This window comes from Flammeovirga yaeyamensis, assembly GCF_018736045.1.
Lineage (GTDB): Bacteria > Bacteroidota > Bacteroidia > Cytophagales > Flammeovirgaceae > Flammeovirga > Flammeovirga yaeyamensis.
The window spans coordinates 119,364-143,256 of record NZ_CP076133.1; the positions used below are offsets into that span (position 1 = coordinate 119,364).

Consider the following 23,893-nt stretch of genomic DNA (forward strand, 5'->3'; position numbering starts at 1 on the left):
CTTCTGTGGATTCATAAAATCACAGAGGTTAGAAGAGAAATTACTCCTTATAAATACTAGACATTACCTTTTAAATTATGGCATATAGGACATTTTTTAACGCTTTAGCCTAATTGTACATCAGTTAGAAAGTTAGATTTAAGAATATACTTTATATCATTTTTCAATTTTCATATCCATCAATAAATCACATTAATTCTTATGCACTTTCTTAAAAGTGAAGTGGTCTTCCTTCAGGATAAAGTACATTGAAGCATGAAATTTTAATGTAATTATGAAACAACATCAACTAGTACTAGCTCTATTTGCTTGCCTGAGCTTTTGGAGTTGTACCGAAAAGGCTTCAAAACAAAAACGACCAAATATCCTTTTTATAATGTCCGATGATCATGCCTATCAGGCGATCAGTGCGTACGGATCTAAACTTATTCAAACTCCCAACATCGACCGACTTGCTGATGAGGGAATTTTATTTCACAATGCTTGTGTGACCAATTCTATTTGTGCTCCTTCAAGGGCAACAATTCTAACTGGTAAACACACACATATCAACGGAAAAATGGACAATGTTCATCCATTTGATACTACTCAAATGACCTTTCCGCAAATCTTCCAAAAGGCAGGATACGAAACGGCAATGTATGGCAAACTACATTTTGGAAATAATCCCAAAGGTTTCGACGATTTTATGATTTTACCTGACCAAGGAAATTATATCAATCCAGATTTTATAACTCCTGAAGGCGACACAACGCTTATGGGATATGTAACTGATTTGATTACCGATTTAACCATCGATTGGTTAAAAAAGAAAAGGGATGAAGATAAACCTTTTATGATGATGTATTGGCAAAAGGCTCCACATAGACCATGGTGGCCAAGAGCCGATAAATTCAAAAAATATTCTCAAATGTCATTTCCTGAGCCCGAATCATTATTTGATGATTACTCAGGTAGGGGCACTGCCGCTAAAACTGCAGAAATGAATATTTATTCCCATATGACTTACAATCACGATAGTAAGATTAGACCGGAAACACTTAAAAGAATGGGACAAATCGACCCTGATGTACCTTTATATAAAAATGGATTTACCTACCCTTACAACAGAGCTACATTAGAACAAAAAGCGGCATACGATCCTGTTGTTGATAGCATCAATTTGTATTTTGAAACGCATTGGCCAAAGATGTCTAGGGAGGAGAAAATGAGATGGAAATATCAACGATATATGCAAGATTATTTGGGTTGTATCGAGTCCGTAGACGAAAACGTAGGTCGCGTATTGGATTATTTAGATGAAAGTGGTTTAGCTGAAAATACTATTGTGGTTTACACCTCTGACCAAGGTTTTTACTTAGGAGAACATGGATGGTTCGATAAACGATTTGCTTATAATGAATCGTTTAAAACACCTCTCTTAATTCGTTGGCCATCTAAGATTAAAGCAGGATCAGTAAATGACGATTTGGTACAAAATTTAGATTTTGCTCAAACTCTTCTGGAAGCCGCCAATATTGATGCTCCTAATGATATGCAAGGTGAAAGCTTGATGCCTATTCTTACTGGAAATAATAAGGAATGGACTCGTGATGCCGTTTATTATCACTATTATGCTTATCCGGCTTATCATATGGTGAAAAAGCATTATGCTATTGTAAAAAAAGATTATAAACTTATTCATTTCTATGATGATGTAGACGAGTGGGAATTGTACGATAGACAAAAAGATCCCAACGAAATGAATAGTGTTTACGACGACCCTAAGTATGCCGATATAGTCAAAGAACTAAAAGGCGAGTTAGATGGGTTAAGAAAGAAATACAAAGTAATCGATTAAGCTAAAAATGGTCCAAGTGTTTTGCAAAGAGATACTTGAACCCAAAACTGTTAGAGATCTCCCGATCTCTTTATAAACAAACTATTTATTATGGTACAATTAACATCTTACCCCTTAGCAGTAATACTTCTGGTTATTACCATGCTCAGTTGGGGTTCTTGGGCAAACACACAAAAACTGACAAGTGGAAAACAATGGCCTTTTCAGCTTTTTTATTGGGACTACTCTATTGGTGTCATCATCATGTCCCTATTATTTGGATTTACAATCGGAACATTAGGGGATACGGGAAGGAGTTTTACAGAGGATCTTCTTCAAGCATCGACAACGGCATTATTTTATGCTTTTATTGGTGGAGTGGTTTTTAACTTAGCCAATATATTAATTGTTGCCGCCATCGATTTAGCAGGAATGGCCATCGCATTCCCTATAGGTATTGGTATTGCGCTTGTTGAAGGAACAATTATCAATTATATCAACTCACCTGTAGGTAATCCTATACTCATCTTTTCGGGAATGAGCTGTATTGTTATCGCTATAATTATAGATGCTTTGGCTTATAAGCGGCTTCCACAGAAGGAAGATACCAATTTCTCCAAAGGTATAATTATATCAGTCATTGGAGGTTTGCTTATGGGGTTATTCTTTTATCTTTTACAAGTTGCATTAGCTTCTAGTTTTGAAAACCCTGAAGCTGGTAAAATGGAGCCTTTTGCTGCTGCTTTTATCTTTTCGATTGGTATATTTATTTCTAATTTTATTTGGAATACTTGGGCAATGAAAAAACCTTTTAAAGGTCCAAAAGTAAATTATAGTGACTATTTTAAAGGTGGCTTTAAGATTCATATAGTCGGTATTCTAGGTGGAATAATATGGTGTACCGGTAATGTATTAGCCAATTACACCTCTGAAGTAGCAGGTGGAGCAATTGCCTATGGTTTAGGTCAAGGTGCCACAATGGTGGCTTCTATTTGGGGTGTATTTGTATGGAAAGAATTTAAAGATGCTCCCAAAGGCACCAACACTTTATTATTCTTTATGTTCTTATTTTTCATCATCGGATTATCATTATTAATCAGTGCAAGACTCACTTAATATCATGAAAAAAATTATAGTTATTGGTAGCTCAAATACAGATATGGTGGTGAAATCACCTAGAATTCCTGCACCCGGCGAGACTATCCTAGGTGGGAAGTTTATGCAAGTAGCAGGTGGTAAAGGAGCGAATCAAGCAGTAGCTGCGGCTCGATCTGGAGGACTCGTATCTTTTATTGGTAAAATAGGAAATGATACGCTTGGGAATGAAGCTAAAAAGGGGTTAGATAGGGAAAATATTGATACATCCAATATGTATGTTGATCCAACGAATCCTTCTGGGGTTGCCTTAATTTTTGTGAGTGAGGAAGGGGAAAATAGTATTTCTGTGGCCTCAGGAGCGAATGATACATTAAGTCCAGAAGACATTACCCACTCTGAATCTTTTATCAAAGAACATGATATTCTATTGGTTCAGTTTGAGACTCCCATGCCCACGGTAAGAAAGGCAATAGAAGTGGCTAAAAAACATCAACTAAAAGTAATTGTTAACCCTGCCCCTGCAGGTCAACTTCAAGAAGATTTATTTCCATTAATTGACCTTATTATTCCGAATGAAACAGAAACGGAATTGATTACCGGTATTAAGATTACTGATCATGAAAGCATGGTCAACGCTGCCGATCAATTATTGGCCAAGGGAGTAAAGAATGTTTTAATCACTTTGGGTTCAAAAGGAGTATACCTCAAAAATGAAGAGATGGATACTATTGTTCCCGCATATAAAGTCAATGCAAAAGATACTACCGCTGCTGGAGATACATTTTGTGGAGCATTATCTGTGGCATTATCAAATGATCAACTTTTGTTGGAAGCTATCGAGACAGCCAATGCTTCTGCCGGTTTATCCACTCAAAAAGACGGTGCCCAGACTTCAATTCCTTATCAAAAAGAAGTCATTGATTTTATGGAAAAGAACACTGCTAAAAAATAGTCTGATTCATCGATTACTCTTTATCAAAAAAGCTTCAATTTTTGTCTAGAAACTGACAAAAATTGAAGCTTTCTTTATTCAAGCCACTTTACAAAAAATCTATTTTTGTTTAGGTCTAAATACCTTCATCTCTTCTGGATTCGTTTCAATATATGCACCACCAATTAGGTCGATGCAATAAGGAATTGCAGGAAAAACAACCTCCAAACACTCTTTGATAGATTTAGGTTTTCCAGGTAGATTCACAATTAGTGTGCTTCCTCTCACTCCCGCAGTCTGACGAGAAAGAATGGCTGTTGGTACATACTGCAAGCTTACCTGACGCATCTGTTCTCCGAATCCAGGAAGCATTTTATCACAAACTGCTTCTGTTGCTTCTGGTGTTACATCTCTAAGTGCTGGCCCTGTTCCACCTGTAGTCACAATTAGGCTACAACCTTTCATTGCCATCTTGATCATACGATCTTCTAATTGATCTTGCTCGTCTGGAACTACTTTATAGACTTCTTCCCAAGGACAAGTCAACCACAGGTTCATCAGTCTTCTGACTTCTTTTCCTGGAAGGTCTTCATATTCTCCTCTGCTTGCTCTGTCTGATACATTGATAATGCCAATTTTAAGTTCTTTGTTGCTCATGGTTTGTTTGGATGTGATTTTTTGGTGGTTCAAATTAATCTTGTTTTGGGGGATTGTGCAAGTTTTTTTTACCATTTATTTGTAGGGGAAGAATGCGATTGGCCCTTACTGGGAATTGCACATAAAAAAACATCATCAAAAAATTAGATTATTTGATGATGTTCCATGTTTTTAATGTTTGCTAAATTAAGAAAGCTTCTCCTTTCTCAACACCTTTAGCTAAGTCTAAAATAGTAGTCTCTATCAGCATTTTATTGAGATCAGCTTTGATCCCTTTAAAATGATTGTGTAGTGGACAGGGTTTTTCGTCCGAACAATGTTCGAAACCCAAACCACAGCTAGTCATTAAATCGTCGCCGTCTATTGTTTCTACGATTTTATATAAGGTCACATTTAACTGATCTTCCAACATATAAAATCCACCTTTTGGTCCTTTCGCAGATTCAATTAACCCAACTTTTTTAATTTGCTGTAAGATTTTTGCGATAAATGGCTCTGGTACTTTAGTGTGCTCAGCAATTTCTTTGCTTCCTACTCTTTTACCCTCCTCGGTTTTTTGTGTAATATAAACCAAGGCACGAATGCCATATGTACATGCTTTTGATAACATCGGGTAATGGAAATTTATTTACGATATACAAATTTAACGGGTTTTATTACCAAAAAAGGTAACGAATTTCACCCAATAAAGATGATTGAATAAAGTTAACAACTCTAACTCAAATATAATAGAATACCTATTTGTCTTTTATTAAAAACAGATTAAATTTACGTTAACAAACAGAATTAAGTTCATTATCAGATATTTCTCTGCTACTCCTCTTCAACTCTTAAAGAGTTTGATAGAGTTTAGGTTGTATATCAAAGCCTGTGAGATACAGGCTTTGGTTCTAAATTTTAAAAATTGATAAGTAAAAAATTATATAATTTCTCTAAGAAGTGGCACAAGTACGTCGGCATTAGTATCTCTTTGATTCTAATTTGGATGAGTATTTCTGGTATCCTCCTCAATCATATCGATTTATGTGCTCCCTTTAATGTTTCCAACACTTTTCTCCCCAACGATTACCTTCCTGAACATTGGAACAGAGGGATGATTCGTGATGCCGAATTTATCGGTGTAGACACTGTTATTATGGGTGGAAATGCAGGGATTTGGTTGAGTTCTGATAAGGGTAAATCGTTTGATAAATTACCCATTGATTCTTCCTCTTATTACAGTAAGGTCAATGATCTATTTTTGGATTCGACATCAAATAGTCTATTGGTAGGTGCCTATGGCGGTTTGTATCAGGTGGATGTTCCTACTCAGAAAGTCAAACTGATTCCACTCCCATCAACTTATAGAGAAAAGGTGGTAAAAGTCCTTCCTCACAAAGACAACTTGATCGTCGTCACAGAAAATCATGTCTATAAAGGGAATCGTTCTACTTTAGATCACTTCTCTAATTTGAACATCAGTAAAGAGCAAATGAGCACCTATAATTTGATCTCCTATACTTTTGCATTGCATAGCGGTTGGCTTTGGGGAATGCCCGGTCGAATTGTTTACGACTTGGTCTCGGTCATATTGATCTTTTTGTGTGTCACTGCCTTATACATCACCTTTAGAAAGAAAAAGAAACCGACCGATAAAGCAAAGAAAAAGAAGGTCAATAAAACCATGGGATGGATGATTAAAAACCACACCAATATCGGTTTGTATGTTTGTCTATTCTTATTGATTATAGGTGGAACGGGCTTCTTTATGCGACCTCCAGCTTTGGTGGCATTGGTCGATGGTCATGTTCCTTTAAAATATGTCCCAAATGCTTTAACTGAGAATCAATGGTACCATAGTATTAGAAATGCTACGATCAATACAGATACAGAAGAACTCATTTTAGACACTAAAGAAGGTATTTATAAAGGTGATTTAAAAACTGATGCTGTATTTTCATTACAAAATTGGGACGTCAATATCTTTGTGATGGGCGCCACAGTATTTGATTATAAAGGAGATGGGCACTTTTTAATCGGTTCTTTTTACGGACTATTTGATTATAAAGAGGGCAATCCTTACTCCTATGATGTTGTTTATAATCAGTCGGTACCAAAATATGAAGGAATGGAACGCCCTGCCGATTACATGATCATGGGTTACTTCCAATCACCCGAAGGAGTACATTTTATTTCTACCTTCCAGCATGGCTTAATGTCCATGTTCAATGCGCCAGAAGATGCTTACTATCCTATGCCCAAAGCACTAAAAGAAAATTACGAATTTCCGCTTTGGAATTACATGTTCGAACTGCATAACGGAAGACTATTTACCTTCATCACGGGTAAGTACGGCATCTTATTTATACCACTTATCGCTTTGTTTTTCCTATTCATTACGATTAGTGGAGTACATGAATATATATACAGAAAACGCAAGAAGATTTTCAAATTTTTAACAAAACCAAACAAATCCAACTCCCTTTAATCTGAAGCGTTTTATATAATATATTCATCAAAAAAACTTATATTATGAAAGATTTATTCGAGTTGCTAAAAGGATTTGTGGCTATCGCCCTAGGTGTTGTATTAGTATTTGGTACAGTATTTTTAGTATTACCAAAAGATCATAATTTAAGAGCAGATGTGCCACAAACACATGTATACATCGGACAAGATGTACAATAGTTATAAAAATTAAGAAACTTATATATATATAATCCCGATCGTACGAATACGATCGGGATTTTTTTTATTTGAAATTGCTTTCTATATTCAAACTACCATAAACACACACTACACACATGCATAAACTTTGGACACCTACTAACACTAAGATTGAAAAGACACAGATGTATCAGTTTTTTCAAGAATTTTTAGGGGATCAAGAATACGATTATGAGCTTTTTCATCAGAAAAGCGTAGAAAACAATGAGGCCTTTTGGTCACTTATTTGGGATAAATATCACGTAAAAGGGGAAAAAGGGAACCCTCCCTTTATTGTTCCAGGAAAACATATTTCGGAGACACAATGGTTTCCAGAAGCCACTTTAAATTTTGCTGAAAACCTCCTTTCAAGAAAGGACGATAAAGTGGCTTTGGTAGGGCGTTATGAAAACGGCGACCGAAAAAGCATCACTAATAAAGAGTTATATAAATCGGTAGCTCGATTAGCTTATCAAATGCGATTGGATGGGGTGGAAAAAGGCGATCGAATTGCTGGGTTTGTCCCCAATTGCATTGAAGCTATTGTTGCGATGTTGGCCACGACAAGTATTGGAGCTATTTGGACATCTTGCTCACCTGATTTTGGTTATCAAGGTGTTTTGGATCGTTTCGGACAGGTGGCTCCAAAGATGATATTTACTGCCAATGCTTATTCTTATAATGGGAAAAAACATGGCTGCTTGGAAAAGGTTCATCAGCTTGCTGAACAAATAAGCAGTATCGAAAAGATCATTGTTTTTGAGTATTTAGATTACAATGTTTCCTTAGAAGATATTGTTCAAGCAGTGCGATGGAACGATTACACTGATAATAATGCAAAGGAAATCGATTTTGAACAGGTCGAATTTAATCACCCACTATATATTATGTATAGTAGTGGTACAACAGGTCAACCGAAGTGTATCGTTCATAGAACGGGCGGCGTGCTTTTGGAACATATTAAGGAACTTCGATTGCATGTTGATCTTTCGGAAGAAGATGTCTTCTTTTATTATTCCACTTGCGGATGGATGATGTGGAATTGGTTAGTCAGCGGCCTAGTATCAGGTTGTACTTTGATATTGGCAGATGGCAGTCCGTTTTATCCATCACCCAACTATTTGATAGATCTAATAGATGAGGAAAACATCAGTATTTTCGGGGTGAGTGCTAAGTACATTAGTGCTTTAGAAAAAGCAGATATTCATCCTATGAAAACCCATCGTTTAGAAAAACTTCGATCAATTCATTCTACAGGATCTCCACTTTCTGTAGAGAGTTTTCATTATGTCTACAATTCCTTTAAAAAAGATGTGGTGCTCAGTTCCATTTCTGGAGGAACAGATCTGATTGGTTGTTTCGCTTCCGGTAATCCCACGGTTGGTGTTTATGCCGGCGAATTACAATGCAAGGGTTTGGCACTTGACTTAGATGTTTTAGACGATAATGGGCAATCGGTTCGTCAAGAAAAAGGAGAATTGGTGTGTAAAAACCCTTTCCCTACCATGCCTCTCTATTTTTGGAATGATGAAGGAAACAAGCGTTACCACAATGCTTACTATTCACGTTTCGATAACATTTGGGCACAAGGCGATTTTGCAGAAATCACCTCTAATAATGGAATGATAATTTATGGTCGATCGGATGCGGTGCTCAATCCTGGAGGGGTACGCATTGGAACAGCAGAAATTTACCGACAAGCCATGAAAGTGGAAAGCGTAAAGGAATGTATTGCGGTCGGACAAGACTGGAAAGACGACTGCAGAGTGGTTCTTTTTGTGGTGATGAAAGACGGTTTTGAATTAAACCATAATATTCAAGATGAGATCAGAAATATCATCAGAAAAAATGCAACACCTCGACATGTACCTTCAAAAGTTATTGAAGTTACTGATATTCCTAAGACAAGAAGTGGCAAGATTGTGGAGTTAGCGGTGAGGAATGTGATACATGGTCGAGCAGTGAAAAATACTGATGCTTTACAGAATCCTGAGGCGTTGGAGTTGTATAAAGATCTTAAAGAATTACAAAAGTAATTTACTCGTATCAAAAGCCCAGAAAATGAATTTCTGGGCTTTTGATACAGAGTTTATTCTTCTCTAAATACTTGTGTTGTTTATTGGCAATTTTTAATGTGTATTTTTTTTACTCTTCCACCTCGACCAACCCAAAAAACTTCCCAATCTCTAAAGTGCTATTGTACCCCGTCTGAAGATAATATTTATAACTCTCATTATTGGGAAGATGATCCATTGGTAATCCGTGGTCTAATCCATCCATAATTACTTTTTGAATTAGAAGATTTTCTGATTGATATTTTGATACTTGAACAGTGTATTGATCATTTATTTTCTTAGAGGAGGAATGTAGTTCCATCCTCATAGGGTCTAATTGATAAAAATGAAAAAACTGTAGAAGTAGTTGCTCTGCGTTGCTTACATTCACCACCTTATCCCTATTTCCATGGATAATCATCATATCGGGCTTTTGGGTAGAGGTAAGTACATCTTGTGTCCAATTGATGGTACTCTTTTGCATTAATTCTAAAGCTTTCGCCATGCCAACACCATCAGTAAATGGAATTCCAGCAATGATACAGCCTGCATCAAACAATTCTGGATAGTTATGTATCATGGCATTCGCCATCACTCCACCTGCAGACAAACCATTGATATACACTTTTGAAGTGGGATAGTTCTTTTTGATGAAATCAACCATTTCTGTAATAGATTGTACTTCTCCACTTCCTTTTGTCACGTCTTCTTTGTTGTACCAATTGAAACATCCGTATTGTTGATTTTCCAGTTTTTGTTGAGGATAGATGACTCTAAATTTTGATTGATTGGCCAATACATTCCAACCACTATATTTTGCATATTCCTTGGCATTTTGACCACAACCATGCAATACAACCAACAAGGGTAACTCTTCATTATCACTACCATTAGGTTGATAAAAATACATATCAAGTTCTCCTTGATTCGTACCAAAATCTTCTATTTTCTGCATTTGTTGTGCTTCTATCGTATTGATGATTATCATTAGTAGAAAGGATAAAAATAGATATTTCATTTTAAGAAAGTTTTAAAGTGGATTCTTCTTTCACCATTATTTCTGCCTCTTTTTTAAGCGATACCCGATCAATCTTACCCGTCTGACCTACCGGAAATTGGGAAACCATCTGATAATGTTTTGGGTGTTTAAACTTTGCTAAATGTCCCAAACAGTGGGATTGAAGTTGGTCTTTCGATAACTCATCACCTTTTTGTTGAATCACAAAAGCAAAACCTACTTCCCCCCACTTCTCGTCTGGGACATAAGTAACAATAACATCTTTTACACCATCGCACAACATCAACACTTTTTCAACTTCAGAAGGATAGACGTTTTCGCCTCCCGAAATGAACATATGCTTCTTTCGGTCGACGACATAGTAAAATCCTTCTGCATCTCGGGTCAAGACATCACCAGTTTTAAACCAACCATTAATAAATGCTTTTTGAGTGGCTTCGGGATTATTCCAATAGCCCGGAGTAACTAAATCGCCTTTACAAACGAGTTCTCCTTTTTCGCCATCATTCACCTCCTCTCCATCATCATCAATAAGTTTAATTTGAGTATAAAAATTAGGCGTGCCAATCGAACCAATTTTTCGGATGGCATCATCATGATGTAAGGAGAATATATTTGGGCCAACTTCAGTCATTCCAAACCCTTGTCGGATATCAATTCCTTTTTCTTTCCAAAGATCAATAATACTTAAAGGCAAAGCTTCCCCTCCTGTAATAATGAATTGTAGTTTAGGAAAAACGGCTCGATTAAATCGTTTATGATCACACATCAACTTTAACATAGTAGGCACCAAGAACAATTGAGTGATTTGGTCGTATTGCAATAAATCAAAGACCAAATCGATATCAAAATGAGAAAGGATTGTGGCAGATCCTCCATGAAAAAACATAGGAGTTAGCATCACATTCCAACCTCCCGTATGAAAAGGAGGAACACAAACCAATGTATGATCTTGATCTGTTATGCCCAAACGAAGCCCGGTATTCACCGCATTCCAAAACATCATTTTATGAGTATACAAAGCCCCTTTTGGAAAACCTGTAGTACCAGAAGTGTATAAAATAAAGAGTGGATCATCTTCATCAATAACAAACTCTTCGAACAATGAAGTGGTAAGCACAGAGGACTTTTTAATAAACAGATCTTCTAATAAGGAGGTCATCATCAAATAGTCTACTGAAGGTAATTCTGACTTTTGAGGCACCTTTTCAATCCACTGATCTTGCACAAAAAGAAGCTTAGGAGAAGCATCATTTATAATGTATTTCAACTCACTTTTTGATAATCTATAATTGATTGGAACAAGTATAAATCCTACTTTCTGAGAGGCGGCTAACAAATAAATATATTCAATACAAAATTCAGCAATCACTCCTATTCGGTCTCCCTTTCTTAGTCCAGCTTCATAAAGGTTCAATGCCAACTGTTCACCCTTCTGGTTAATCGTCGCATACCCTTCCGTTCTTTTCTGATGAACACTATAAATTGCCTTCTTATCTCCTAAATAATCCGCCCATTTTCCGATCCAATCCTTACTCATAATGTTGTTCTTTTAAAGTTGATAAGCAATACTTCCAAAGGTCAGTCCTCCACCGGATCCGATAAGAAAAACCAAATCCCCTTTTTTCACTTTCTTCTTTTGAATGGCCTCGTCAAAAGCCATTGGAATACAAGCCGATCCCGTGTAGCCATTTTGATGCATTACCGTAGTGGTTTTCTCCATAGGTTGATCCAATAATTTCATCGTCTCAATAATGCTATTGATATTCAGTTGGGTGAAGAAATAATGATCGACCTCCGAAGGAGATATATTGATTTCCTCACAAAGATCTCGTGCCATTTTCGCCCACATTGTATGATTCAAATCTCCTGGAAACCTTTTGATAAACTTGAGTTGATGATCTCCATTTTCAATCACTTCTCGGGTAGTCGGTTGATGAGAAGCCCCTGCGTAAATACCCATCCAATCGGCATACTGTCCATGTGAAATCAAATTACTTGTTAAATACCCTTCATTCTCGTCTGTGGTGTGTCCCATGATAAACGCCCCTGCCCCATCAGCAAAAAGTGTGACCGTTTTCTTATCGGTTTTGTTCAAATATTTACTCATCGCATAAGCACCCAATACCAACACCTTGTTGTATTTCTTATCGGAGGCGATGTATTTATTGGCTATATCTAAAGCCGTAATAAAGCCTGCACAAGCAGAGTTGACATCAAAAGCAGCGGCATTTTTTGCTTGAAGTAGATCTTGAAGTTTAGTGGAAGTGGAAGGAGAAATATATTCTGGCGTATCTGTTGCGACAATAATCAAATCGATTTCCTCTACCGAAACTGCCGCATTTTCTAAAGCCGTTTTTGATGCTTGAACACAAAGGTCTAAAACGGACTCATCTTCTTCACACCAGTGTCTTTGATAAATTTGAGCGTTATTCTCTAACCAATCACTGACGTTTTCGCCTAATGCTTCATCAAAATATTGATTACTTATGGTTCGTTTGGGGACAAATATGCCTGAACCTAAAATTTTTGATTTTCTCATCTTATTAGAATTTAAACCACCATGCCGCCGTCTACACTCAATACTGTTCCGTTTACATAATTCGAGTCATCAGACGACAAGAATAAGTAAGCTTTAGCAATGTCTTCTGGCTTGCCCATCTTACCCAAAGGAATTTTAGATTCAATACCTTTTAATACTTCTTCAGGTACTTTTTGAGTCATCTCTGTGGCAATAAAGCCAGGGGCAACCGCATTTACATTAATTCCTTTTCGTCCTAATTCTCTCGCCCACACTTTGGTCATACCAATAACACCCGATTTGGCTGCAACATAATTGGTCTGTCCAAAATTACCGTATAATCCAACCACTGAAGACGTATTAATAATACGACCACTCTCTTGTTTCAGCATCTGATCGGCAATGTGTTTAGTACAATTGAAAACACCTGTGAGGTTGACATCAATGACTTGCTGCCATTGTTCAATCGTCATTTTTTTAAGGGAAGCATCTCTTGTTATTCCTGCATTGTTAACAAGGATATCAATTTTCCCAAATTCATTGATAAGATAGTCCACGGCTTTTTCAACCAACGAAAAGTCTGAGGTATCTACTTTCATAAAATGAGCACGCCCTCCTGTTTCACTAATCATTTGTATGGTTTCCTCTGCTTTTTCTTGATTAAGATCCCAAATAATTACCTGTGCCCCTTCTTTTGCAAAAAGTAGACTGGTGGTTTTACCTATGCCTGCGGCACCCCCTGTAATTACAGCGACCATATTGTTTAATTTATTCATTTTGTATTTAGTTTTAGATTATTCATAGTTCGTAGGGACGTTGCAATGCAACGTCCGTACAAACAATGGGTAATATCTCTTTATCCTACTAGTTGTTTTTTCCAATGAACCCTGGGATGTTATACTTTACTTCTAAAGAGAATAATCTACCTGTTGGAGGTGCTGCTGTAAATTCTCTCATTTCCGTATTGAAAAGGTTCGTTACCATTCCAGCGACTGTTAAGTGGTCGTTTATTTTATATCCTGCTGAAATATCGAATGTGATAAATCCGCCTAGTGGACCATAGTTAAAAGCATTCGCGCTTCTTGCATTTTCAACTACTGGCACCCCTCTATACACTAAATCTTGTGTTTTGGCTGCAATCTGATAACTCGAGAAGTAATCGTATTCCTGTACCCAACGTGAGAATACTGTACCGAAGAATTTCTTACCATGATAATTGATGCCCATCGATGCTTTATTAGTAGGAGCATTAATCAATAAGTCCAATGAATTCACTACGCCATCCTTATTAAAATCGTTTTCTTCGATGTTGTTTTCATCGATTTCATATCCAAAGTATGAATAGTTTAAAGTAGCACTCAATTTATCGCTGAAGTAATAGTTTACTCCTAAATCGAATCCATAAGTATCAAACTGACCGAAGTTCACGTAAGTAAATACCAAACCCTGCCAAGCATCATAAGCCGATTGTACGTTCTCGATAGGTTCATTTCCTCTTTTTGATGCTACACCAATATTTGTTACTGGGCTCAAGAAATTCTCCGACATATTGTAGTAAGCGTTGGCATCAATAAATAATTTATTCTTGATTGGCTGGCCTTTGTAACCTAACTCTATTGTCTGTAAACGTTCTACTTTTTGTTTTTCGACCATGCTTCCGTCTTCCATAGTAAATCCTTCAGCATTACCTAAAATTAGTCCACCGAATAAATCACCATACATGTTTAGAATTGTTGGTGCTGCAATACCTTGACCGTAAGTTAAACGCACTGAGTTTTTACCAAATGTCTGCACCACAGCTGCCTTAGGAAGTACGTTAAAACCATATACTTGGTGATTATCTGCTCTCACTGCAGCTACAAATTTAGTACCTGTTGGCAGTTTCATTTCTGCTTGACCATACACCCCTGTTTGATCGATAGTGATGTAATCATTTTCGTCTTTATCCAATAAATATGTGCCATGAGAATTGGCCATGTCTCTTTGCCATTGACCACCTACCACAAAGTTAAACAATCCGATTTCTTTATTGTATTGCACTTCTGCATTCCAACGTTTAGAATCATCAATAAATTTAGCACTTTCGAAAGCTGCTTTTCTTGCTTCATCTTCAGATAAACCTGCACCAACACCTGCATAATACCCTTTAGTATAATCTGAAATAGAATAAGTTTTATCTGTTTTTGATATCGTATGATATACTTGAGCAAAGAATCCTTTATAATTTAATTTGGCTTGTAAATAGTGTACTTGCCAATCGACTATCTGATTTCTACCCACATTGGTTGGGGCTAAATAGGTACTGTTACTACCTCCATAATTTAACGATAAATCCATATCATCAATAGGTGAATAGATCACTGAAGCTTCTCCTCTCAAGAACTCGAAGTTTCTATCCAAGTCCAATTCTTCTACAGGATTCGTAGGTGTTAGGTACACCGAATCCACATATTCAAACTCTTCTCCTCTTGAGTATTCTGCCGTCACTTTATAAGCAAATTTATCGCTTACCTTTTCTGCGTGTCTTAATCTGGTAGAGAACATACTTTGGTTACCCACGTTCATGGCAATAGTTGTTCCTTCGTGTTTACGTGGATCTTTAGTGATGGTGTTTAATAAACCGTTGTGCGCATTCGGACCGAACAAAGCCGCATTAGGACCTAATACCAATTCTACTTGTTCGATATCTTCCTTTACGGTCGTATTCATTGGTCCCAATGGCAAGCCTGTAGCAATTAATGTCGATAATCTACCATCAGTCATCTGTAAATTCTTAGCATTGAAGTTACTGTTAAAACCTCTCACATTAATACCATGACCAACAACACCCGCTCTAAAATAATCTACCCCTTTTTGTCTCGAAAGTAATTCTCCTGCCGTCATCGATGGCATTTGAGAGATGGTTTCTGCATTAATTACCTCAATAGTGGCAGGTGTTTCTGTTAGTTTTTCCGCCTTTCTAGAGCCAGAAATCACCACTTCATCAATCATAGTACTTGCTTCAACCATAGTAATACTAATATCAGAAATAGACTGATCTCCAACGGTCAATTTAGTGGTTTGTGTTTCAAAACCTATATAAGAAACTTCTATAGTCTGTTCACCTTTTGGAACGCCAGCTAACTGAAACATACCATCTGTTTTTGTTACTGTAATCAATTTTGTTCCAACCACTTTTACAGTGGCACCAATTAAAGCTCCTCCATTGGAGTCTTCAATTTTACCTTTAATAGTTAAACCAGTTTGAGCATGAGATTGAAATGCAAACAAAAGCATGCAGATCAAAGAGAGTAATAGATTTTTCATTTCAGTTTAGATAAATTACTTTAAATTAATAAAAATATGTTGGTTAGCTAGTTTAGTTGAAGTGAAATTAGTTTTATGAGGTTTCCACCTCTTTTATTTGTTCCGAAGATTTCGATAATCCTGTGATGAGATGTAGTACTACCGCTGAGCATATTGCAGTGATAATGGCAATGGCAGCTGCTACTCCAGGGTTCCTCACTTCCTCTTGCATATAGGGGGTGATCCTCCCATAATACAATCCAAAATGAACAACCACTGCGATCACCGCACTCGACATGGCCACTTTTGCTTTTACTCTTGGAAAGAATAATCCACAAAGCACAGGTATAAAAGCTGCCGAGAAATAAGCATATACTCCATTTTGAGCAAAAATACCTACACTAAGATCTGGTGCGATTAATTGTTGATAAGAGAACCCGAATGAGGTAATCATTAAAAAGATGACTACCCATTTTCTTGAGGCTAAATGTCCAGTTGAATTCTCATTTTTTGAACGATTAAAACGAGGCAATAGATCAAAACTTATGGTTGCAGTTAACGATTGAATCAATCCTTCCAGTGTCGACAAACCAGCAGATATTAATCCAATAGTGATGAAAAGCCCCAATCCATAAGGGAGTGTTTGATTTACATAGGTGGTCAGTACATTGTCTAATGCAATTCCTTGATCATTAAAAGTGAGAGACGGGAATGATAAACGTGCATAGAAACCAATAAAGATGACACTAAAGAAAAGTATCTCGGTAAAAATGGCTACCCACAAGTATTTTTTGACTTCACTTTCCTTTTTTATCAATAATGATTTTGTAATGATGTGCGGTTGACAAACCACGGCAACACCCACAATCACCTGACAAATTATCACCTCGAAAATATCTCTAAAAAGAGGGCTTTCGACATTGGTTAAAGAGACTAGATTTTGATCTATCTGTCCTAACTGATCGAAAAAGGAAACCTCTTGAATAAAATAGCGATAACCTGAAGCGAATAGGACGATAGAAATCACTATCATTAAAGACGCTTGCACCAAGTTGGTATAGACCATCGAATTTGCTCCGCCAAAGCCTACATAAGTAAAAACAAAAAGTATAAAAGCTATTAATACAGGTAATTCGTTCACGCCTAAAATGGCTGCAATTACTTTAGAAATACCTACACATATTAAAACCACAAAAGTGATTAACAATAGAGAAAGTACAGCAAATAAAGTAGTGAAGTTTTTGCTATTGTACTTCTTACCAATCCATTGTGCCATCGTTAAGGCTTTAATTTCTTTTCCTTCCTTACGAAACTTCTTTGTAAAGAAATAAAGACTTACTAATGTTCCTGCCGGTAAAAAAACACCTAAGGCTAGGAAGGCACTTAATCCATAATAAGCTACAAAACCAGGGTTGATAATAAAGGTGGCTGCACTTGTAATAGACGCCGCTAAAGACAACCCTAAGACCACTGGAGAGAAGTGGATACTTCCCAAAGCAAAATCCTTAGACGTCTTCGTTCCTTTAGCACCGCGTATAGCAAAGTAAGCCATGAGTAACATGTATCCTACAATACATAACCAACCCAATAGTTCCATAATAGTATTAATTTTCTGTGTTGTTTATGTACTCAATGTAGATATTCTCATTCCTTACATGCTTGATTTTCTTGTGAACATCAGATTCTTTTTGGTGAACGTTCGATTTTTTTAGGTGAGCATATTTTTAGCTTTCCATTTTAGGTAATTGGAAACTGAACGTCATGCCTTTTTGATTCTCGTTGGGTAATAATTGAAGTGATGTTTGATGAATTTTAAAATAGCTTGCGCAGAGCGATAAGCCAATACCTATTCCTTTCTCTCCATCAGTTCCTAGTTTAGTATAGTAAATTTTATTTTTGATTTTCTCTATTTCATCATCAGTCATACCTATACCATTGTCCATGACGGCAATTTCCATATGCTGCTTAATATTCTTGATTTTGATTTCTATTTCTCCATTTTCCGGACTGAACTTATAGGCATTATTCAATAGGTTCCTGATCACAAAATCGATCATTTTATAATCGCCATAAACCATAGAGTTTTGAACCGATTTGTGGTACGTAAACTGAAGCGACTTTTTCTTAAAGGATGCGGTATAGAGTTCTTTGTTCTTTTCAATAATCTCATCCATATCAAATAGCGATTTGTTGACTTGCCCTTCTTTGATTTGCATGGTCGACCATTCCAACAAATTCTCCAACAAAATAGAAAATTGTTGAAGCGTATGATTGGTATCCAATGTCAATTCCTTTCTTTCCTCTTCCGTCAGTTTATCATAATGCTGAGAAAGTAAATTTAAATAGGAATCGAAAGTGGCTAATGGACTCCTTAAATCATGAGATATGATAGAAAATAATCGGTCTTTCAGGTTATTGAGTTTTTGTAAAGAAGCTTCTGATGTTCGTAGATCGGCCACTGTTTCTGCTAATTCTTTTGTTCTTGCGGCCACTTCCTCTTTCAACTTCACTTTCTGATTAGAAATCAAAAGCTGTTTCTCCAAATACATATTCTCTTTGATACGTTCTTTTTCCTTCACCTCATTTAAAAGCTGTTGTTGCGAACGTTTTAGACGATCTGCCAAACCAAAAGAAAAGAGAATCACTTGAGCGACTAAACCTACCTCCGTAAAATATTCTGTAAATGGCAGGTCAGAAAGTAGACTGACCTCATGCATAATCAAGATGATTGCCGCACATACAAACAGTATATTGGCCATAAAGAAATAAAAGGCGGACTTCTCTCCTTTTCGGTACACGATGAAGGAGAATAATAACATACTCGATAGAATGCAGGCTCCAATTAAGCCAATAAATACCGTAGCTTGTTTTAGGAAATCATAGTCTGTAAAGTAACTGATTAACCCCATCACTATAGGAATAATATAAAGCAAGGTAATGCCGTTTAAAAATGTATTTCCTAATGGCAAGTGCTTCTTTAAATTAAGGTATTCTTTAGTAAAAAAAGACCGAGCAATACCGGTTATCGGCACAATAAGTGTGAAACTATGAATATCCCAAATAGCAGCATCAGACCATAATAACTTCCCACTTAAACGGTGAAAAAAGAGCAAGTACAAAGCACTCCCTACTACATTGACCACATAGTAAAAATAACTAATGTCTTTGATGGCTAGAAAAATCATGAAGTTGTACAATGCCATGGCGATGATTACCCCAATAAACAGTGTATGTATATAGTTACGCTCCTCCTTTTCCAAAAGGTATTCCTCTTTCGGAAGCAAAGTAAAATCCAATGCCTTTCCTCCGTAAATACTCACATGTGGAATAAGCTGAACAATTATTTTTTCTGTTGATGATGGTAATAAGACACTGTTATTCTCAAAAAAATCGTGGTAGGAATAAATATTACCATTCTTTCCAATTAGTTGAAGATTTGATGCATCATATACTAATATCTCCCCCCAATTATTTGATGTAAATACCATTTCTTTTCCTACCTCATTCTGAGGAATTGTCACCAATAACCAAAGACAATCTTCGTTCGATAAATGACTCCTTTTCTGCACCTGATTCGTATTTAAGGCACTCAACGCTTCCTTTATGGTCAACAGCGGAGCCTTGTCTTCGATAAGGGTAAAATCGATTTTTTCTGAAGGATGTTCATTGGCTAAAGTAGTAGAAATAAACATCAAAAAAATAATGGAAAAGAGAATAGATAGGTGCCTCATTATGAAAAAAGTATATGAGATGTTTAGGTAAATTAGTAATTAATCATTAATATTCAAATACTATAATTTCATAACCGATAAATACAATGCATAACATAAAGATTGTAATTGTAGAAGATGATTTAGTGATTAGCAAGAACCTAAAATTCACTTTAGAAGACTTAGGTTTTGATGTTTTATCACTTTTTAAAAGTGGAGAAGAATTACTGGATCAATCTCAAGAACTTCCTGATGTTTACCTTCTAGATATTGAACTAAAAGGCCCAATGAACGGCATTGAATTAGCCAAAAAGCTAAGAATGTCTTTTCAAGGACCTATCATTTTTATTACCTCCAAAAGTGAAGAAGAATTGTATCAAGAGGCCAAATCTGTCCGCCCTTCCGCATTTCTAAGAAAGCCTATTGATAAGAATATTTTACGTTCGAGTATTGAATTGGCCATACAACAATTAGAACATGTTACTCACGAAGAAATCTCTTCCAATACCTCTACTTTTGAGTTAGACGATGCCATTTTTGTGAAATCTAAAAATCGTTTGTTGAAGATTATCGTCAACGATATCAAAGTCATAAAAGCGAATGATATCTATGCTTTGATTGTGACGAAGGAAGGTCAGTTTTTAGTGAATTATTCCTTAAAATCTTTAGAAGAAAAATTATCAAAAGACGCATTCTTTAGAGTACACCGCTCCTACATTGTTAATCTAGAATCCATCGAAGGGATTGAAGACAATCATGTTTTAATTGATGGAGAATATATCCCCATCGGTAAAAAATACCGTGACCAATTAATGGGATTACTCAAAATATTATAAAGATCATTTGATCAATTTTAAGCATAAAAATGTCCCCCAAAGTGTGTTATGGGGGACTAAGCATATAGTTAGTCTAGGTTGTTCATAGTAGCGACACAATGATGTGATCCTACAACATAATTTTCCTCATTATTACTTTTTAGACCAGTTAATTGATTTATTAATCATCCATAAAAAACCAACTTCACCGGTCACTGTCACTGCGGTTTCCATACCGACTTTCCATCCTCGATTACCTATTGCATAATAAATATCTATCCAAGCATTACTCCTGTTCCAATCTTTCATCACATCGTAAGTGCTTGTAAATCCTACCGTATAATTGAATCGGTTATAGGTCTGAATATCTACTCCAGAGACAAAACCAATATTTTCTAAGCGGTTTAAATCTTTTCTAATCGTTAAATAGGGCATAATTTTATCCGATACCTGATACCCATAACCCAATGAAAAAGAATAGTTTCCTTTCATTGCTGGATTTTGTGTATCTGTGGTCGGATTTACTGGAGACATCCAATCGTTTACGCCAAAACGGACGTTTAGAAAGTGCCTTGAATCACTCTTCCCTAATTGTTGCCATGCAGAAAACTCATAGGACTGATCCCAACCTGCCAATTGAAAAATGGTTACCTGTGCCTCTGCTTTTTGGGTGCTTCCCCATAATAGAAATAATAGCAATAACAGTTTTGCTGAACCCGTAGTTATTCTCCTCATATAATAGTAATGATAATTTGTTCAATCGTTTGAATAGTTACGGTAAAAAATAAAAAAGAGTTCAGATTATTCTGATAATGAATGCTAATACATATAGGGATTTGGTTTTTCAATGGGTTGTGTATTTCTGATAGAGGTATAAATAATTGTTTTTTGTATTATTGCATTACTTTGATTATCAAACTAAAACTCTTTCGATTTCTACCATGCAAAAGACTATTCTCTTTTTCCCCTTATTGTTTCTTATTTTTTTAAAATCAAATGCTCAAAATAAACACGATTTTTTCTATTTCGATACCCTCGATTATCATCAATTTGATGTTTTGAAGGAGGATATTGGAGATGCTCGTGTGGTACTTTTGGGTGAGCCCGATCACATTCATGGCAATGTATTTTCAGCAAAATTTGAAGTCATGAAAATGCTCCATGAAACAATGGGGTTTGATATTGTTGTATTCGAAAGTGGATTTTATGATTTAAATAAATCACATCAAGCAATACAAGAAGGTGAGAGTGTAAAGTTTGCTTATACCAATAGTATTTTCCAGATATGGCATGGGAACGAAGAGTTTCATCCTTTTATGGATTATGTAGCCGAAAAATATGATTCTATTAAAGTCTTAGGAATGGATAATCAGTTAAGTGGTTATTATGTAGAAACATACCTAAGAGAGGATTTCTTACCGTTTTTTGATAATGATTTGAGCTTTGAGGAATGGAATGATTTCATGGTACATATCTATGAATATAATTTGCCTTCAGCCTTTGATATTGATCGTTTTATCGAAATCACGAATCAATTAAAAGAAAAAGTAGATAAATCCTCTTCCCATCAGAAAGACGATTTAGTGCAGACTTTATACTTTTTGATAGAAACAGCGAAAGACTATTATTACAATAAACCAGGTCAAAAAACGAAAGAGGAATTCAAGGCAAAAGACAGTAATATCAGAGACCGACTGATGGGTGAAAATATGCTCTATCTTTTGAACAAATATCCAAATAAGAAAATGATCGTTTGGGGAGCCACCGGGCATATTATGGGTAGACTGAAAGGGTACAACGAGGAGTTAGACGAATTCTATCCTATGGGTAGTTACATTAAAAATGAATTAGGAGATGCTGCCTATGTTTTGGCATTTACAGGAAAAATTAAAGATGTAGATCGGTTTGAAACTATAGAAGAAGAGTTTTATGCAACAGGAAATAAATATGGGTTTTATCCACTACATTCTTCTAAAGAAATAAGCAGTACCGTAATTAGCTATGATGAACCAAAAAATGTAAAACCACTCACAGCAGATTGGTCACAAGCTTTTGATGGAATGTTCTTTGTCAATCAACTCAAATTGGCAAAACATAAGGTATATGATTGTGGAGAAAGTTTATTAATTAAGCCGGTAGAATTGCAAAATGATGCTTTAAAAACAACTTACTCTTTCCAATTAGAGAATACAGAGGAAGTTGTTATACCAACCATCTATTTAAAAGATAAAAAGTCCATTAGAAATCAGATTGGTATTGTATACGATGAAAAAACAAAGAAAATACTCCCTTCAGTGAGTGTTGTGACGACCAATTCCAAAAGAGGTACTGCCACAGATATGAACGGAAAATTTGATATCGCCATCCCTTCACCTCAAGATTCCATTATCATTTCTTCAATTGGTTATGAAACTATTAAAATTGCTCCCTCGGATATGGATTTAGAAATCTTTCTTCAACAAAAAGTAGATGAAATGTCGACTTTAACTATATCAAGTGAACCTTTGACAGCTAAGAGTATTTTAAAGAAGGTAATCAAATCAATTCCAAAAAATTATTATCAGGGACCGTTTACCAAATACTTTGATAATGAATTTATTCATACCTACCTAAAAGATGGAACGACTTCCTTCTATAAAATAAATTTTGAAGTCTACGATAAAAACGGATACAAATCGGAGATGATGTTTCCTATGCGATATACAGGTTTTAGAAAAGTTTTAGAAGCTTCTTCTTGCCCAATCGATTCCATAGAAAATAAGCCTTTGGTTTTAACAAAGTTAGATGAGAAGAAAATGAATCTTGCCCAATATGGCAATTATTTATTAGGCTATGATATCGTTAATGTTAGACATAACAATTTCCTAAATATGAGTAAGTTCGGTAAATACGATTTCGAATTTTCTGATGTTATTTTTATCGATGGAAAAGAAGTATATGCCTTAAAGTTTTATACTGAAGAGAACAGTTTTAGAAGCACAGTTATTCTAGAACCGAAAACTTTTTATGGCACGATTTATATAAATGCTGAAGATTACGCCATTACAAAAGTAGAGTATTCAGTCGTTCACGATGTAGAGAGGTTGCAACATTATTACCCCTTCCAAAAATATCCATTAGAACCTCTCTCTTTCAGTAATCTATCCGTGACCTACAAAAAATATAAAGACGGTTTTTATTATATAAATGATATAATTGCTGAAGCTAATATTCCAGGAAGACCTACTTACAGCCACCTCAAAGTGATGAATATCGAAATTGGTGAAAGAGACCGTGAAGAGGGGGAGTATCATTAAACTC

At 36.0% G+C, this 23,893-nt stretch carries 18 protein-coding genes; 8 read left to right on the plus strand and 10 right to left on the minus strand.

Features of this window, described 5'->3' with window-relative positions:
* Positions 1-274: 274 nt before the first annotated feature.
* The 3 genes from KMW28_RS20940 to rbsK all read left to right on the plus strand — a co-directional run bounded on the left by KMW28_RS20940 (position 275) and on the right by rbsK (position 3,869).
* Positions 275-1,840, plus strand: coding sequence for a sulfatase family protein (locus KMW28_RS20940; protein ID WP_169662407.1), 1,566 nt, complete (start codon positions 275-277; stop codon positions 1,838-1,840).
* A 90-nt stretch (positions 1,841-1,930) separates the two neighbouring features.
* Positions 1,931-2,935 (plus strand): GRP family sugar transporter, encoded by a 1,005-nt coding sequence (locus tag KMW28_RS20945; protein ID WP_169662406.1) that lies wholly within the window; start codon positions 1,931-1,933, stop codon positions 2,933-2,935.
* Between the two features lie 4 nt (positions 2,936-2,939).
* Entirely contained in the window at positions 2,940-3,869 is a 930-nt protein-coding gene (rbsK, locus tag KMW28_RS20950) for a ribokinase (RefSeq protein ID WP_169662405.1), read from the plus strand.
* 99 nt (positions 3,870-3,968) lie between these two features.
* On the opposite strand, the gene mog is transcribed toward rbsK, so the two are convergent.
* Both mog and KMW28_RS20960 read right to left on the minus strand, forming a co-directional pair.
* Positions 3,969-4,505, minus strand: coding sequence for a molybdopterin adenylyltransferase (mog, locus tag KMW28_RS20955; RefSeq protein ID WP_169662404.1), 537 nt, complete (start codon positions 4,503-4,505; stop codon positions 3,969-3,971).
* A gap of 181 nt (positions 4,506-4,686) precedes the next feature.
* Entirely contained in the window at positions 4,687-5,115 is a 429-nt protein-coding gene (locus KMW28_RS20960) for an RrF2 family transcriptional regulator (protein WP_169662403.1), read from the minus strand.
* 294 nt (positions 5,116-5,409) lie between these two features.
* On the opposite strand from KMW28_RS20960, the gene KMW28_RS20965 reads away from it, so the two are divergent.
* From KMW28_RS20965 to KMW28_RS20975, 3 genes are all read left to right on the plus strand, one after another.
* Positions 5,410-6,972: a PepSY-associated TM helix domain-containing protein gene (locus tag KMW28_RS20965; RefSeq protein WP_169662402.1), complete on the plus strand. Its 1,563-nt coding sequence runs from the start codon at positions 5,410-5,412 to the stop codon at positions 6,970-6,972.
* A gap of 44 nt (positions 6,973-7,016) precedes the next feature.
* On the plus strand, positions 7,017-7,172 hold the full coding sequence (locus KMW28_RS20970; RefSeq protein ID WP_158297936.1) for a hypothetical protein: 156 nt from the start codon (positions 7,017-7,019) through the stop codon (positions 7,170-7,172).
* A gap of 116 nt (positions 7,173-7,288) precedes the next feature.
* Positions 7,289-9,226, plus strand: coding sequence for an acetoacetate--CoA ligase (locus KMW28_RS20975; RefSeq protein ID WP_169662401.1), 1,938 nt, complete (start codon positions 7,289-7,291; stop codon positions 9,224-9,226).
* A gap of 109 nt (positions 9,227-9,335) precedes the next feature.
* Here KMW28_RS20975 and KMW28_RS20980 read toward each other — a convergent pair whose 3' ends face one another.
* From KMW28_RS20980 to KMW28_RS21010, 7 genes are all read right to left on the minus strand, one after another.
* Complete coding sequence (locus tag KMW28_RS20980) at positions 9,336-10,262, minus strand: extracellular catalytic domain type 1 short-chain-length polyhydroxyalkanoate depolymerase (protein ID WP_169662400.1); 927 nt, start codon at positions 10,260-10,262, stop codon at positions 9,336-9,338.
* Position 10,263: 1 nt separating this feature from the next.
* Positions 10,264-11,802, minus strand: a complete 1,539-nt coding sequence (locus KMW28_RS20985) for a class I adenylate-forming enzyme family protein (RefSeq protein WP_205958114.1) — start codon at positions 11,800-11,802, stop codon at positions 10,264-10,266.
* Positions 11,803-11,814: 12 nt separating this feature from the next.
* Positions 11,815-12,804, minus strand: coding sequence for a 3-oxoacyl-ACP synthase III family protein (locus KMW28_RS20990; protein ID WP_169662399.1), 990 nt, complete (start codon positions 12,802-12,804; stop codon positions 11,815-11,817).
* An 11-nt stretch (positions 12,805-12,815) separates the two neighbouring features.
* Positions 12,816-13,559 carry a 3-oxoacyl-[acyl-carrier-protein] reductase gene (gene fabG / locus KMW28_RS20995; protein WP_169662398.1) on the minus strand — a complete coding sequence of 248 codons (744 nt, stop codon included), beginning with the start codon at positions 13,557-13,559 and terminating at the stop codon, positions 12,816-12,818.
* An 88-nt stretch (positions 13,560-13,647) separates the two neighbouring features.
* Positions 13,648-16,089, minus strand: a complete 2,442-nt coding sequence (locus tag KMW28_RS21000) for a TonB-dependent receptor (RefSeq protein ID WP_169662397.1) — start codon at positions 16,087-16,089, stop codon at positions 13,648-13,650.
* 73 nt (positions 16,090-16,162) lie between these two features.
* A complete protein-coding gene (locus KMW28_RS21005) occupies positions 16,163-17,665 on the minus strand; it encodes a sodium/pantothenate symporter (RefSeq protein WP_169662396.1) in 1,503 nt (500 codons plus the stop codon).
* Between the two features lie 127 nt (positions 17,666-17,792).
* A complete protein-coding gene (locus KMW28_RS21010) occupies positions 17,793-19,799 on the minus strand; it encodes a sensor histidine kinase (RefSeq protein WP_169662395.1) in 2,007 nt (668 codons plus the stop codon).
* 86 nt (positions 19,800-19,885) lie between these two features.
* Here KMW28_RS21010 and KMW28_RS21015 point away from each other — a divergent pair, with 86 nt between their 5' ends.
* Positions 19,886-20,614 (plus strand): LytR/AlgR family response regulator transcription factor, encoded by a 729-nt coding sequence (locus KMW28_RS21015; protein ID WP_169662394.1) that lies wholly within the window; start codon positions 19,886-19,888, stop codon positions 20,612-20,614.
* A 132-nt stretch (positions 20,615-20,746) separates the two neighbouring features.
* On the opposite strand, the gene KMW28_RS21020 is transcribed toward KMW28_RS21015, so the two are convergent.
* Complete coding sequence (locus tag KMW28_RS21020; protein ID WP_169662393.1) at positions 20,747-21,328, minus strand: hypothetical protein; 582 nt, start codon at positions 21,326-21,328, stop codon at positions 20,747-20,749.
* A 206-nt stretch (positions 21,329-21,534) separates the two neighbouring features.
* Between KMW28_RS21020 and KMW28_RS21025 the strand changes: the two genes are divergently transcribed.
* On the plus strand, positions 21,535-23,889 hold the full coding sequence (locus KMW28_RS21025) for an erythromycin esterase family protein (RefSeq protein WP_169662392.1): 2,355 nt from the start codon (positions 21,535-21,537) through the stop codon (positions 23,887-23,889).
* Positions 23,890-23,893: the final 4 nt, after the last annotated feature.

Coding starts and splice junctions, on each gene's coding strand:
- KMW28_RS20970 (WP_158297936.1), top strand. CDS start 7,017: ATGAAAGATTTATTCGAGTTGCTAAAAGGATTTGTGGCTATCGCCCTA.
- KMW28_RS20940 (WP_169662407.1), top strand. CDS start 275: ATGAAACAACATCAACTAGTACTAGCTCTATTTGCTTGCCTGAGCTTT.
- KMW28_RS21000 (WP_169662397.1), bottom strand. CDS start 16,089: ATGAAAAATCTATTACTCTCTTTGATCTGCATGCTTTTGTTTGCATTT.
- KMW28_RS20945 (WP_169662406.1), top strand. CDS start 1,931: ATGGTACAATTAACATCTTACCCCTTAGCAGTAATACTTCTGGTTATT.
- KMW28_RS20990 (WP_169662399.1), bottom strand. CDS start 12,804: ATGAGAAAATCAAAAATTTTAGGTTCAGGCATATTTGTCCCCAAACGA.
- mog (WP_169662404.1), bottom strand. CDS start 4,505: ATGAGCAACAAAGAACTTAAAATTGGCATTATCAATGTATCAGACAGA.
- KMW28_RS21005 (WP_169662396.1), bottom strand. CDS start 17,665: ATGGAACTATTGGGTTGGTTATGTATTGTAGGATACATGTTACTCATG.
- KMW28_RS21025 (WP_169662392.1), top strand. CDS start 21,535: ATGCAAAAGACTATTCTCTTTTTCCCCTTATTGTTTCTTATTTTTTTA.
- KMW28_RS21010 (WP_169662395.1), bottom strand. CDS start 19,799: ATGAGGCACCTATCTATTCTCTTTTCCATTATTTTTTTGATGTTTATT.
- KMW28_RS20980 (WP_169662400.1), bottom strand. CDS start 10,262: ATGAAATATCTATTTTTATCCTTTCTACTAATGATAATCATCAATACG.
- KMW28_RS20985 (WP_205958114.1), bottom strand. CDS start 11,802: ATGAGTAAGGATTGGATCGGAAAATGGGCGGATTATTTAGGAGATAAG.
- KMW28_RS20960 (WP_169662403.1), bottom strand. CDS start 5,115: ATGTTATCAAAAGCATGTACATATGGCATTCGTGCCTTGGTTTATATT.
- KMW28_RS20975 (WP_169662401.1), top strand. CDS start 7,289: ATGCATAAACTTTGGACACCTACTAACACTAAGATTGAAAAGACACAG.
- KMW28_RS21015 (WP_169662394.1), top strand. CDS start 19,886: ATGCATAACATAAAGATTGTAATTGTAGAAGATGATTTAGTGATTAGC.
- KMW28_RS21020 (WP_169662393.1), bottom strand. CDS start 21,328: ATGAGGAGAATAACTACGGGTTCAGCAAAACTGTTATTGCTATTATTT.
- rbsK (WP_169662405.1), top strand. CDS start 2,940: ATGAAAAAAATTATAGTTATTGGTAGCTCAAATACAGATATGGTGGTG.
- fabG (WP_169662398.1), bottom strand. CDS start 13,559: ATGAATAAATTAAACAATATGGTCGCTGTAATTACAGGGGGTGCCGCA.